The organism is Niastella sp. OAS944, from assembly GCA_024809215.1.
Taxonomy (GTDB): domain Bacteria; phylum Bacteroidota; class Bacteroidia; order Chitinophagales; family Chitinophagaceae; genus Niastella.
Genome location: JANUBW010000002.1, coordinates 203,905 through 216,222, shown reverse-complemented (window position 1 = coordinate 216,222; position 12,318 = coordinate 203,905). Strand labels below are relative to the sequence as shown.

12 protein-coding genes are annotated in these 12,318 nt (G+C 43.1%); 5 read left to right on the top strand and 7 right to left on the bottom strand.

Translation table 11 applies throughout. The features are described 5' to 3' along the window. The first annotated feature begins 319 nt into the window (after positions 1-319). A complete protein-coding gene (locus GGD38_RS11500) occupies positions 320-520 on the top strand; it encodes a hypothetical protein (RefSeq protein WP_375300711.1) in 201 nt (66 codons plus the stop codon). Between the two features lie 76 nt (positions 521-596). Here the strand turns inward: GGD38_RS11500 and glk are convergent, their stop codons facing one another. Then, the gene (gene glk / locus GGD38_RS11495) at positions 597-1,637 is read right to left on the bottom strand and encodes a glucokinase (RefSeq protein ID WP_375300712.1); all 1,041 of its coding nucleotides are present in this window, start codon (positions 1,635-1,637) and stop codon (positions 597-599) included. Between the two features lie 72 nt (positions 1,638-1,709). On the opposite strand from glk, the gene GGD38_RS11490 reads away from it, so the two are divergent. Continuing rightward, a complete protein-coding gene (locus tag GGD38_RS11490; protein WP_375300713.1) occupies positions 1,710-2,942 on the top strand; it encodes a serine hydrolase domain-containing protein in 1,233 nt (410 codons plus the stop codon). A 794-nt stretch (positions 2,943-3,736) separates the two neighbouring features. Here GGD38_RS11490 and GGD38_RS11485 read toward each other — a convergent pair. Next, positions 3,737-4,648: an S-adenosyl-l-methionine hydroxide adenosyltransferase family protein gene (locus GGD38_RS11485; RefSeq protein WP_375300714.1), complete on the bottom strand. Its 912-nt coding sequence runs from the start codon at positions 4,646-4,648 to the stop codon at positions 3,737-3,739. A gap of 53 nt (positions 4,649-4,701) precedes the next feature. Here GGD38_RS11485 and GGD38_RS11480 point away from each other — a divergent pair, with 53 nt between their 5' ends. After that, complete coding sequence (locus GGD38_RS11480) at positions 4,702-5,217, top strand: hypothetical protein (RefSeq protein WP_375300715.1); 516 nt, start codon at positions 4,702-4,704, stop codon at positions 5,215-5,217. A 138-nt stretch (positions 5,218-5,355) separates the two neighbouring features. Here GGD38_RS11480 and GGD38_RS11475 read toward each other — a convergent pair whose 3' ends face one another. The 3 genes from GGD38_RS11475 to GGD38_RS11465 are packed head-to-tail and all read right to left on the bottom strand — an operon-like array spanning position 5,356 to position 6,776. Further along, positions 5,356-6,078: a YqjF family protein gene (locus GGD38_RS11475; RefSeq protein WP_375300716.1), complete on the bottom strand. Its 723-nt coding sequence runs from the start codon at positions 6,076-6,078 to the stop codon at positions 5,356-5,358. Positions 6,079-6,090: 12 nt separating this feature from the next. Then, the gene (locus GGD38_RS11470) at positions 6,091-6,330 is read right to left on the bottom strand and encodes a hypothetical protein (protein ID WP_375300717.1); all 240 of its coding nucleotides are present in this window, start codon (positions 6,328-6,330) and stop codon (positions 6,091-6,093) included. Beyond that, a complete protein-coding gene (locus GGD38_RS11465) occupies positions 6,327-6,776 on the bottom strand; it encodes a hypothetical protein (RefSeq protein WP_375300718.1) in 450 nt (149 codons plus the stop codon). The genes GGD38_RS11470 and GGD38_RS11465 overlap by 4 nt, the downstream gene beginning before the upstream one ends. Positions 6,777-6,996: 220 nt before the next feature. On the opposite strand from GGD38_RS11465, the gene GGD38_RS11460 reads away from it, so the two are divergent. Together GGD38_RS11460 and GGD38_RS11455 are read left to right on the top strand one after the other, a co-directional pair. Further along, positions 6,997-8,262 (top strand): alpha/beta hydrolase family protein, encoded by a 1,266-nt coding sequence (locus GGD38_RS11460; protein ID WP_375300719.1) that lies wholly within the window; start codon positions 6,997-6,999, stop codon positions 8,260-8,262. Between the two features lie 198 nt (positions 8,263-8,460). Next, positions 8,461-8,937 (top strand): LEA type 2 family protein, encoded by a 477-nt coding sequence (locus GGD38_RS11455; RefSeq protein WP_375300720.1) that lies wholly within the window; start codon positions 8,461-8,463, stop codon positions 8,935-8,937. Positions 8,938-8,995: 58 nt separating this feature from the next. Here the strand turns inward: GGD38_RS11455 and GGD38_RS11450 are convergent, their stop codons facing one another. Together GGD38_RS11450 and GGD38_RS11445 are read right to left on the bottom strand one after the other, a co-directional pair. After that, positions 8,996-11,491, bottom strand: a complete 2,496-nt coding sequence (locus tag GGD38_RS11450; RefSeq protein WP_375300721.1) for an ABC transporter permease — start codon at positions 11,489-11,491, stop codon at positions 8,996-8,998. A gap of 82 nt (positions 11,492-11,573) precedes the next feature. Beyond that, positions 11,574-12,266 (bottom strand): sulfite oxidase-like oxidoreductase, encoded by a 693-nt coding sequence (locus tag GGD38_RS11445; RefSeq protein ID WP_375300722.1) that lies wholly within the window; start codon positions 12,264-12,266, stop codon positions 11,574-11,576. Positions 12,267-12,318: the final 52 nt, after the last annotated feature.

Here is a 12,318-nt window from a genome sequence, read left to right as displayed (position 1 = left end):
CCGGTAGTTTCTTATTAGGGTAATAGGGTATTTTATGGTTGACGAATGAGCGGGACGAATATTGTATCTGAAAATATATCTTTTACATTATCAATAAATAACAAAGATTGTTTCAAGCAGGTTGCGCCTCATTAAACTATTATTCTCACTATCTGATTACGTGCTTTTTAAATACTGAATTATTTTTTGGCATGATTCTTATTAATTAAATACTATCCTAAGGATTCTAAACTACGAACGATTGCTTAATTCCTGATTAGTAGCCACCGCCCCCATTACGTAGTTATTTACATTTTTTACATATTAAAAACTCAAAGTTATGAAAAGAAGCTTTTTTGCGGCAGGCATTGGTATTTGCATTTTCGCTATTACTATGGTAGTTTCAAACCATCCGGTTCAGGCAGAGGTGTATAATGGAAATTACATCCAACAGGATACAACTCCGAAGAAGAAAGATACTACCAAAAAGAAACCAGATACGATGAATCTGAATTTGTCAGCCACTAACACACAAAATTAAAGTGATAAACAAAAATGCCGTCCCAATTCAGTCGGGACGGCATTTTTGTTTTATATACATTTAATAACGATCATGGTTATATTAAGTAGGCGCCATAGTATGCCGCGCCTATGAGGCCAGTCTTATCATTTTTTATTATTCTGATAGGAATATTCTCCAGCAGGTGTTGCATGCGGTCACAATCCATATAGTGCTCCATAAATGCTGGCTGCAACAATAATGGTGCTATTTTGGGTGGAATGCCGCCACCTAAGAACAAGCCGCCGGTAGCTTTCATTTTCAGCACAAGATTACTTGATTCTCTTGCCAGGTATTTTACAAACAGTACCATGGTTTCAACACAAATAGGCGCCTTTTTTTCTATGGCTGCGCCACTGATCACCGCACTGTCGTTCTTCTCCTGTTCCAATGCATCTTTTAGCCAGGTTGGTTCTTCCATCTTTTGTACATCGCGCAAAAAGCGATAAATATCTACAATGGCGGGGCCGGCCACTACTTTTTCCCAGCTAACAACACCATATTCTTTTTGCAGAAATTTCAGTAAAGCAAAATCTACCTCGGTACGTGGGGCAAAATCGGCGTGACCGCCTTCTGTAGGAAATGGAAAATGGTTCACACCATTCCAGTATATGCCAGCCTGGCCCAAACCGGTTCCGGGTGCATTGATGGCCATATTGCCGGCATTGTTCTCATTGCCCTTGTGAATGGTTATAAAATCTTCTTCTGTTAAACCCGCCAGTCCATACGCCATCGATTCAAGGTCGTTCAACAGGAACACCGCTTCTACTCCCATTGTATTTTTCACTTCGTGAATATCAATACTCCAGTTCAAATTGGTGAGTTCTACTTTGCCATTCAGCACCGGGCCCGCAACGCCCAAACAGATCCTGTCGGGCCTGGGAATATTGTTATCCGATAAAAATTGTTGCAGTATTGCAGTGCACGATGAATACTCCGCCGAAGGGTATCTGCCGCTTTGTAATGCTTTCAATCCGTTTTCTGTTGCCTGGTAAAAGGCCAGATTGGTTTTTGTGCCGCCAATATCGCCGGCCAGTACGGTAATTCCTTTTTCGCCGGGTTTCGAACGCTTTGGGATATACAGATTTTTTATTGACATAGCTGTTGTTTGAACGTGGTTATTTCCTTCCTTTTTGCAATAATAGGCTATATTGATTTCAGAACTTATACTATGAAACATTTTCTGTTTACACTGGCCATTGTACTGCAAATTTTATTCGCAGCTGCCCAAAACAAAAAGCCGGTAATATATTATCCGCAACCGGGTAATTGGGAACATCGCAGCGCCCCCTCAGTTGGGTTCGATTCTGTTCAACTGCAGGAAGCAGTTACCTATGCAAAGGAGCACGAATCGAAAGAGCCGCGCGACCTGAAGAAGGCGCATTACCAAAGCGCTTTTGGGCGGGAACCATTTGGCTACCCTGCCGGACCATTAAAAGATCGCGGCCCGGCTACCGGTTTAATTATAAAGAACGGATACATAATTGCCGAATGGGGCGAGCCCGCGCGGGTTGACCAAACCTTTAGCGTAGCCAAAAGTTTTTTATCGTCGGTGGCCGGTTTGGCTTATGACGCCGGCATGATCAGCAATGTTGATGATAAAGTGCATCCTTACATGGCGCCGATAATTCCGTATGAACCGGGGCGGCTGGCCAGCAATAAAGCTGATGCGCTGGAACAGAAAGATGTGATCGAGTTGTTCGATACCGAGCATAACCGCACTATTTCGTGGGACCATTTGCTTCGCCAAACCAGCGATTGGGAAGGCACCTTGTGGGGCAAACCCGATTGGGCCGACCGGCCCGGTCAAAACCCGCAGGAATGGATGACCCGCAAAAGGAATGCGCCCGGCTCGGTTTACAAATACAACGATACCCGGGTAAATGTACTGGCGCTGGCCCTGTTGAATATTTGGCGGCAGCCTTTGCCGGTGGTGTTAAAAGAAAAGATCATGGACCCCATTGGCGCATCGCGCACCTGGCGCTGGACGGGTTACGAAAATTCGTGGGTGGTTATGGATGGTCAACTGGTGCAGTCGGTAAGTGGCGGATCGCATTGGGGCGGCGGATTGTTCATCAATGCCTACGACCAGGCCCGGTTTGGCTACCTTACGCTACGAAATGGAAAATGGAAAGATAAACAGCTCATTTCCGAAGCCTGGTTAAAGATGGCGCGAACGCCCACGCCGGTTCAGCCAACCTATGGATTTATGAACTTTTTCATGAATACCGATAAGAAGTTATATGCCAGCGCACCTGCCTCAGCCTTTGCTCATATTGGCGCAGGTAGTAATATAGTATATGTTGATATTGACAATGACCTAATCATTGTTGCCCGCTGGATTGAAGGCAATGCCATGAATGGATTGATTGAAAAGGTATTAAAGGCGGGTATTTCTAAATAACATGGGGGAGTTTCCGGTTTGAAATGCTGCCTGGTAAGTTGGCAGCGGTTATTTGCCAATTACAAATGATTTCTGGCCGGTTAAAAGCGACCGTTTTCCAGTTGGAAATGATATAAAAATCCGGGAAACAACGTTGTTTCCCGGAAAAATGACCCATTTCCTATCCGCAATTATATAATTGCCACTGGCAATTGACCATTTTCCCGGAAAATCGATACAATTCTCCGGAATTTTCGTTTGTTTCCCGGAAGAATGGACCAGTTCTCCGGGAAATAAACTGTTTTTCCGGAAATATGAACTGTTTCTCAATGGAAATTGAGCTTTGGCAAATTGCCTTGTGTCGGGTTATGATAGAAAAGAAGTGAAACAAAGCGCAGCTATCCGTTTTCAGGTAGAAATAAATAGATCGTACCAGGAAAATGAGTTAAAGTCAATTCGCAATAGTTTAAAGCCTTGTGGCAATTTGTCTACGCCATTTTTCCTAACGCTAAATCTCATATCAAACGATTAATATTCAACGCTCCCCTGTTCTTTCCTGTAATTAAACCTCAAAGGGTGTCAAGTTTTTGGGCGAAATCAGATGAATGAATTGGCTATTAGCCAAATTTTCTGCCCCCAATAAGCGCCTGGCGGCCATTTATATTCTTTTAAAGAGTAAATGAGTAACGCAATTAGTTATAAGTCAATAGTAATTTTCATTCAGAAGTGATGTAAAGTCTTGCTTCGCTTTCGAATAATTACCTGTGCCTTTTACTCGTTTGATTATCCACTGATTAGCCAAAAATGTGTAAAAATTAATTTGGTTTTTTCCTACGCACTACAATATTCCACTCAGGTCCGCTGTTAATATGAAAAGAATCGGCCATATTCCCCATGTTTATGGCCAGCGAAAAGTTCATAAGGCTGTTCATATAGGCCAATATTTTACCCTCTGGTACGTCGCCAAACGTATGCACAAATTCAACATCCTGAGTAAAGACCGGGATGCCATTCTTGTTTATATTTACCTCTATTTTTTCTTTAGGTTCCACGTGTAACACTTTGAAAATCGTATCGTTAATGTTAGTCCAAATATTGCCATATTGAATGTCGAGAATGGGGATGTTACCCACTATTGAATCGCCCTGAGCCACAGGTTTTTGGTAAGAAATGGTCACTACTTCGGGCGATAATTCTTTACCCACCTGGTCGAAGTTGATGACTCCTGCCGCTAACCTGGCCCCGGTATAAGCATACACGTCGCGGCCATGAAATGTATAGTTGGCTTGTGAGTTCTTTCTTCTATTTAAAACCTCGTCTATTTCGCGTACCGACTCTATTCCAAGTGATTGAGCTATTAAGGTGAGGGTGCCATTGTCGGGAGTTACGAAGTAATGTCCCGATTTTGTTTTTAGTACAACCGACTTGCGGCTGGTGCCCACACCCGGGTCTACCACCGAAACAAACACCGTTCCGACGGGCCAAAAAGGAGCGGTTTGTTGTAACCGGTACGCCGCCTCCCAAATATTGTAGGCCGGAATTTCATGGGTGAGGTCGTATAGTTTCAGGTCGGCATCAACTCCCGTGGCCACGCCTTTCATGGCGCTAACCGCTCCGTCCTTTAGACCGAAGTCGGTTTGAAAAACCACAATGCCATGTTTGCCGGGTGCGGTACAGCCAAAAGTTGCAAAAATTGCAAATGCGGCCAGTGTGTAGATCTTTTTCATTTTTATTATTGGAGCCTGTTTTGGATTTTTATAATGGCTAATTTCAAATTTATATGGATTTATTAAAAGAGATAGAAAAGGAGCATTCCAAAAGCCAGACCGAAAAGATCATAAAGTATGTGGGTGCAAACAAGGACCGGTTTGCCGAACTGATGAAGCTGTTTTTAAAAGGTGAATATCGCGTAACCCAGCGGGCTGCCTGGCCCATGAGTTATTGTGTATGTAATCATCCCGAACTGATTACCCCCTATTTTAAACAGATTGTTGATCTGTTGGAAAAACCGGGTGTTCATGATGCCGTGAAAAGGAATATCGTGCGGCTGCTTCAGTTTGTTGAGATCCCGAAAAAGTATCATGGCCAGGTGATGAACGCCTGTTTTGATTTTATTGCCGATGTGGAAACGGCCGTGGCCATTAAAGCATTTTCGCTGACCATTCTTGACAACCTGTCGAAAATATATCCCGATATCAGGGGCGAACTAAAGCTGATCATTGAAGAAAGGTGGGAGCATGAAACGGCAGCGTTTACGAGTAGAGCAAAAAAAATATTAAAGTCAATGAAAAGTTAGTTCATGGTTCAAGGTTCCCTGCCCGCCACATTCGCGAGCCTGGAATATAGTTCCTGTGAACTATGAACTGTGAACTATGAACTCCAAACTGAACAACTGACTAACTGAATAACTCAATAACCAGCCCCCTAAAACAAATTAACTGATCAACCTTTTCTTATACACACTTATATCAGACCCTTCTGCCAAAAACACTGATCGTGGAGTTTGATCTTTCAGGGCCGAAAAAGCCGGCCCATATAATTGGGCGAAGTTGCAATCGATGGTATATTGGTTAACCGGGTAAACATCCCAGCTGGGGTGCGCTACCTGGTATTCGCCGCACATATTTGCATTGATGTGGGAGTAGCCCCAATAGTGTTCGGTAATGAATTCTTCTTCGCTGCCGGGCTGAATGGGAAATTTATTCAAACCGGTTTGCACTTCCAGTTTGTTCCATTGGTTTTTAAATTTCCAAGAATAGCCAACCTGCTGCAATTGCTCCGTGGTATGCACGAAGGTCTTCATGGGCAGGGTAACATAGTTTTCTTTAAACAGGGTGTTGGCAATAAATGTAATGGCCTGCCGGGGAACTATTTCCTTTATAAACACCACACCCCTTTTCACTTCGTCATTTTCTTTGTACCGAACATAAAAACGCAGGTTCACTTCGGGAAAGGTAGCATGAAACGGAACGCGAAAGCCCATCACCCTTGTATCATGAAACAAAAAGCCAACGAGGCTTACATAGGTGCGGCCATTCCAGGTATCGAGCTCGGTTTTGGCGGGAACAAAGGGTTGCAGAATGGCGGGGTCTACTTCATAATTGGCCATTATAAGCCGAAGCCATTGGGCGGTAAGGAATTTGCGTTGTATGCTCATTGAGGAGCAAAATTATTGATCTGGAGCTAATAAATCTCTACTCACCTTATGTAACTGGGCAAATACTTTTCCCTGCTGCTTCTGATCATTCACCGGGAACTGGTTCCATAGATCTGTACTCAGGAATACCTCATTGGTGTCGATATTCCATATACCGGCATGCTCACCGCCGTTGAGCTCGGGCTTATGATTAACAATTACTGTAACCGGTTCATTAAAACCTTTGGGTATGAAAATGATTGTTCGCTTCATAATCGGGTGGTAAAGATAAGGCCTACACCCATACCGGTTTTGGTACCATAAAATGGTTCAATCCCCAACAAGTCATACCGGCCAATAGAAATATACCCACGATAGCTGCCGCCAACATTGCCATGAGCGGTGCCATACACGGTAATAAGTTGTGGACTATCATTACCAAGGTCGGTGAGTTTGAATACCACGCGTCCGGCTACATCAAAATCGGTAACTGTTTCGGTATTTCCTTTTGCATCCAGGTGTTGCTCACTGTAAAGAACTGGTCCGGCCAGTACGCCAACACGACCGTCAACCGGCCATAAGCCAGCTTCCATATTAAAAACAAAACCAGTTTTAGAATAAGCGGGAGCGAGGGAAAAAACAAAAGCGGTCTTTTGATCGCATTGTCCACAAACGTTTAGTGTGCAAATTATGCACACGGCAATTAATAGGCTTTTCATATTTATTGATGTTTAAGGAGCTTTCGTAAGGTATTGATGGTTTGCGCAAGGTACCAGAATAAGTTGAAGCGGGTGCTGGCCAACATTACATCTAACTTAAATATCTGTTATGCAGAAATGGTGCCTGTTGATAAATACTGAGTTGTACTTTTAGCGACATCAATGGATTTTACAGGTGAATGATTAAAATTGTAATTTGATTACTCAACCAGCCTTCCATATGAAAATTCATTTATTACTTCTTTGTTGCAGCATGGCCTGTCATTGCATTGGCCAACAATCGTTTCCATCTAATACAGATGAGTCAAAAGTGCAATCATATACTTTACCCGATGTACTGAAAATGCCCAATGGAAAACAGGTAAGCTCGGGTAAGGAATGGGAAAAAATACAACGCCCTTATATTTATCATTTATACGAGGAATATCAGTTTGGCCGCTTTCCTGCTACTGAAACTGCCATTCGTTTTCGGGTGCTTGAGGTAAACCAAAACGCATTTGATGGCGTGGCAACCCGCAAACAGGTGCGTATTTATTTACACCCAACAGATACCACTGTATATACAGATGTATTGATGTATATACCCAATAAGATAAAAACGCCGCCGGTATTTCTGGGGTTGAATTTTAGCGGCAACCATATAATTGCTACCGATAAAAATATCATACTCAGCAACAAATGGGTGTTCGCAAGGGCAAAAGGAGCTATTAATAATCGGGCGACAGAAGCGTCGCGCGGCACCGATACCGCCAGCTGGCAGGTGCGCACTATTTTAGAAAAAGGCTTTGCACTGGCTACTGCTTATTATGGCGACTTTGAGCCCGATACCGTTACCGGCTACAAAACGGGTATTAGAACCACTATGAAAGATGTGTTGAACATTCAACCCAATGAATGGACGGCCATGGGCGCATGGGCCTGGGGCTTGCACAAAATTGTAGATTACCTGGAAAAGGATAAAAGCATCGACGCGCACAAAATCGCTTTGTTGGGGCATTCCCGTTTGGGTAAAGCCGCCTTGTGGGCTGCCGCTTCGGACCAACGTATTGCCCTCATCATTTCCAACGAATCGGGCGAAGGTGGTGCCGCCATTTCAAGAAGATGGTATGGCGAAACGGTGCAGATCATCAATGCCAAATTCCCACACTGGTTTGCCGCCAGCTACAAACGCTATGGTGATAGTGTAAATGCGTTGCCTGTTGACGGACATATGTTATTGTCGTTAATGGCGCCGCGCCCATTATATGTTGCCAGTGCAGAGGAAGATACCTGGAGCGATCCCAAAGGAGAATTTTTGAGCGCTTACGAGGCCGGTAAAGTATATGCTTTATTGGGAAAGAAAGGTATAGGCGCCAACGTTATGCCCGGCTTGCATCAACCGGTTGGTAAAACTGTACGTTATCATATTAGAAGCGGTAAGCATGCGGTTACGGCTTACGATTGGACGCAGTATTTAGAATTTGCAGCAAGGTGGTTTAAATTTTAAGGTTGAAAAGTTGATAAGGTTGATAGAGTTGATAAAGTATTCCATTTAGGCCTTTATCAACATTATCAACTCTATTAACTCTATTAACTCTATTAACTCTATCAACTTCTTTCAAGATTTGTTAAAAAACTGGTTTTGTAACAAGTTAACTTAAACTGGCGCGATAGTTTCGGTTCTAATAGGAACAAACCAGTAATTATGAAATTGACTTTAACATTACTTTCAGCTTTTGTTTTGATCTTTTCCGCCTGTAAAAGTACCGGGGATATAAAACAGCCGGAGTTCCGTGATATCAGCAATGTACGGCTTATTGAAACAGGTGTGCTGAAAACAACCGTAGGGGCTAATTTAATATACTTCAACCCAAACAATACCGGTATAAAATTATCGGCAGCAAGGGGCGATGTGTATGTTGACAATGCTTATTTCGGCAGCTTTGTGCTTGACCAGGAAATTCAGGTAAAAAAGAATGCAGAGTTTGAACTGCCGGTGACCATTAAAATTGATAATATAGGCGCCGTTAAAAACCACACGGATATCTATAAAAAGAAAGAAGCACTGGTTCGCATTGAAGGCCGGGCCTTTGTAAAGAAATCGGGGATCTCAAAGGAAATTCCTATCAGGTATGAGCAAATGCAAAATCTCGACAAATTAAGAGCGTTGGTTTCAAAATAGTTTTTTATCATAAGTAAAAGCGGCTGTGCTGAAAGTATTTCGGCACAGCCGTTTCTCATTATTCACTTCGTAATGCCTTCACGGGGTTGGCCAATGCGGCTCTTGCACTTTGAATACTTACTGTTATAAACGCAATGATCATAAGCAATGCCGGTGCAAGAATGAATACAGCCCACCCTATTTGAATATGAAAGGCAAAATTGTTTAACCATTTGCTGGCAACCAGGTAAACAACCGGTATGGCAATAACGGCCGCAATACATACCAGTTTTATAAAATCACTGAAGAATAAATATACAATACCCTGCACGGTAGCGCCTAATACTTTGCGAATGCCAATTTCTTTTGTGCGCAGTTTTATGGCAAAGGTTGATAAACCGATAAGGCCAAGACAGGCAATCACGATGGCCAGAACGGTGAAAAGCACAAATATATCGCCAAACCGTTCATCCTCCTGGTACTGGTGATTGAAATACTCATCGAGGAAGAAGCTTTCAAAAGCATTACCCGGAAAGAACTTGTCGTACTGTGCTTTAATGTAATCAAGTGTTTTGCCGGCGCTTTTTGTATTCATACTAACGGAAAAGTGTGCCCAGATCCTGTTGTTATCCTGGTAGTACATCATAGGATGAATAGGGTCTTTTAATGAACGCTGATGATGATCTTTCAGCACACCTACCACTTCGCAGGATATATCGCCGAAGTAGGAAACCATCAGGATATTTTGATGTAAGATCTCTTTATTACTGGTATACCCAAGTTCTTTTACCATTTCCTCATTTACGAGCGCTTTTGTTTTTAACGTTTGAAAAATTTCGCCCGATTGCTGTTGGGGCAGGTTATCGCCCGCCGCCAGTTGCATTTGATAGGTTGGTACAAAATCATGATCGATTGCGATGAGGTCACCTACCAAACCTTCTGATCTTTGCTGGTTAAACCTTCTTACCGTGTTCCTTGCCCAAATAGTTTTACCGGGTATTTCTGTAGAAGGCGCTACGTTTTTAATGTTCGGATTTTGTTGCAGCGTTGTTTTAAATGCATTGGCTTTAGCAGTAAAAGTAGAATCGAAGACCGACGGCGCTTTTACTACTGCCACCTGATCAATATTATAACCCAATTGCTGATTGTGCATAAACGATAATTGCCGGTACACGATAATGGTGCCGGCGATCAATAAAATGGAAAGTACAAACTGGCCCGACACCAATATTCTTCTTACCGCAATGCCCTTATTGGAGCGCAGGAACTTCCCTTTCAATACCATGGCCGGTTTGAAAACCGATAACAAAAACGCAGGATAGATACCTACCTGAATGGCGCCTGCTATAAAAATAAGCAATGCTGCTACCCAGAATTTCCACATGCCCAGTAACCCTGAATTCAAAAAGCCGGCGCTTATTTTTTTACCAGTCAGCTGATCGAAAAAAGGAGCAAAAGCAAGAATTAATAAAATGCATATGAACAGCGCAAAACAATTTACCAGGAAAGATTCAAAAATGAATTGAAGTATTACCTGGGCACGGGTGGCGCCAGCCATTTTACGCAACCCCACTTCGCGGGCCCGCTCCATTGATTTGGCAGTAGATAAATTAATATAGTTGATCCAGGCAATCACCAGCGTTAATATGCCCAGCACCGATAAGAAATAAACTGTTCTTTCGCTGCCATTGGGCTCCGGCTCTCCTTTGAAAGTTGATCTAAGGTGAATATCTGTGACAGGTTGTATGTGGAATCTTGCTTTGAAGTTAAATTCCTTCATTTTGGCGGCCAGGTGCTTTTCGGTAAAGGCCGGCAACCTGGCTTCCACTTTTTTAGGGTCGGCGCCGGGTGCAAGTTGTATATATGTATAGAATTCAGGCCACCCCCATTCTGTATAAGCCCATTTTTCACCGGCAGTGGCAAGTGAAAGCAGCATATCGAATTTGATATGTGAGTTGGGTGGAACGTCTTTAAATACCCCGGTTACTTTTAATGGCATTTCATTCATGACCAGAACTTTGTCCAATGCATGCGTAGTACCGAGATATTTTTTAGCAGTAGATTCAGAGATCACAATGGTTGCCGGTGCAGTTAATGCTGTTGCAGGGTTTCCTTCAATAAAAGGAAAAGAAAACATGGATATAAAAGCCGCATCGGCTATATAGAAATTGGCTTCATTGAAAATTTTTTTCTGTCCTTTTTCATTGGTATACCACATGGTGGAGTTTGGGCTGAAGGTGCCTGGTTTTGCCAGGCGGGCAAATTCAACTACCTCCGGAAATTCAGCTTTCATAGCAGGCCCTACAGCTGGATGTGTGGTGGCAATGCCGTTAGCATTGCCATGATAACTCATTGGGATGCGATACAACCGGTCGCCATTTTTATGAAACTTATCATAGCTTAATTCAAACCGAACATACAGGAAAATAAAAAAGCAGGCGGCCATACCTATGGCCAACCCAACGATATTGATTGCTGAATATACCTTGTTGCGAAAAATATTTCGAAGGGCGATGGTAATGTAGCTTTTCAGCATGAGCATGTTGTTTCCCAATGGCAACAACTTCGTTGCCATTGTAATAAAGCATTCATTTTTAGAAAATTAAATATTAACTGTTTGATGCTGTTGTTCGAAAATGAACAGTGGCCGTTCGTTTTTAACTATACCTGTCATTTCTCCACGGATAGGCTGTGTTAGAGTAACCCCTTTCTTCCCAAAAGCCCAAAACGTTTTCTTTAAGGAATTCAATTCTACGGATCCATTTCGATCCCTTCCAGGCGTATAGTTGTGGCGTTATCATGCGAACCGGGCCGCCATGCTCTTCGGGCAGGGGCTGCCCATCGAAGGTATGAACCAGCAGTACATCGGGTTTTAACGCTTCTTCCAATGCAACATTGGTAGTGTAATCGTCGTACGCATAACAAAGTATATGGGTGGCCGTTTCTTTTGGTTGCACCAGCGCTGCAATATCCATCAACCGCACGCCCTTCCAGTTCATATTTAATTTTGACCAGGTAGTTACACAATGAAAATCTGACGTGTCTTCTGTTTGTGGCAGGGCCATAAAATCGTTCCACGTAAGGGTAACGGGGTGTTCCACTTCGCCATCAACTATCAATTGCCATTCATTTAACGGCACTTCTGGTTGTATGCCCAGGTCGAGCACCGGCCATTTCTGTGTTTCCGTTTGCCCTACCGGTATTTCGGGCATCCCATGCCTGTTTATTTTTCCTTTACCCATAGGCCGTTCATCGGCAACAGAGGGTGTTTGTTTCATTTTTTCTTCGAACCGGTTCTTCAGTTTCATTCGTGCTTCTACTATCCGGTTGAGTTTGTCGTTTTGTTCCATATTATGAAAGTACGAAAAAAGCAAATGGCCAGCGGTGTATTCCCACCAGCCA

Coding starts and splice junctions, on each gene's coding strand:
- GGD38_RS11500 (WP_375300711.1), top strand. CDS start 320: ATGAAAAGAAGCTTTTTTGCGGCAGGCATTGGTATTTGCATTTTCGCT.
- glk (WP_375300712.1), bottom strand. CDS start 1,637: ATGTCAATAAAAAATCTGTATATCCCAAAGCGTTCGAAACCCGGCGAA.
- GGD38_RS11490 (WP_375300713.1), top strand. CDS start 1,710: ATGAAACATTTTCTGTTTACACTGGCCATTGTACTGCAAATTTTATTC.
- GGD38_RS11485 (WP_375300714.1), bottom strand. CDS start 4,648: ATGAAAAAGATCTACACACTGGCCGCATTTGCAATTTTTGCAACTTTT.
- GGD38_RS11480 (WP_375300715.1), top strand. CDS start 4,702: ATGGATTTATTAAAAGAGATAGAAAAGGAGCATTCCAAAAGCCAGACC.
- GGD38_RS11475 (WP_375300716.1), bottom strand. CDS start 6,078: ATGAGCATACAACGCAAATTCCTTACCGCCCAATGGCTTCGGCTTATA.
- GGD38_RS11470 (WP_375300717.1), bottom strand. CDS start 6,330: ATGAAGCGAACAATCATTTTCATACCCAAAGGTTTTAATGAACCGGTT.
- GGD38_RS11465 (WP_375300718.1), bottom strand. CDS start 6,776: ATGAAAAGCCTATTAATTGCCGTGTGCATAATTTGCACACTAAACGTT.
- GGD38_RS11460 (WP_375300719.1), top strand. CDS start 6,997: ATGAAAATTCATTTATTACTTCTTTGTTGCAGCATGGCCTGTCATTGC.
- GGD38_RS11455 (WP_375300720.1), top strand. CDS start 8,461: ATGAAATTGACTTTAACATTACTTTCAGCTTTTGTTTTGATCTTTTCC.
- GGD38_RS11450 (WP_375300721.1), bottom strand. CDS start 11,491: ATGGCAACGAAGTTGTTGCCATTGGGAAACAACATGCTCATGCTGAAA.
- GGD38_RS11445 (WP_375300722.1), bottom strand. CDS start 12,266: ATGGAACAAAACGACAAACTCAACCGGATAGTAGAAGCACGAATGAAA.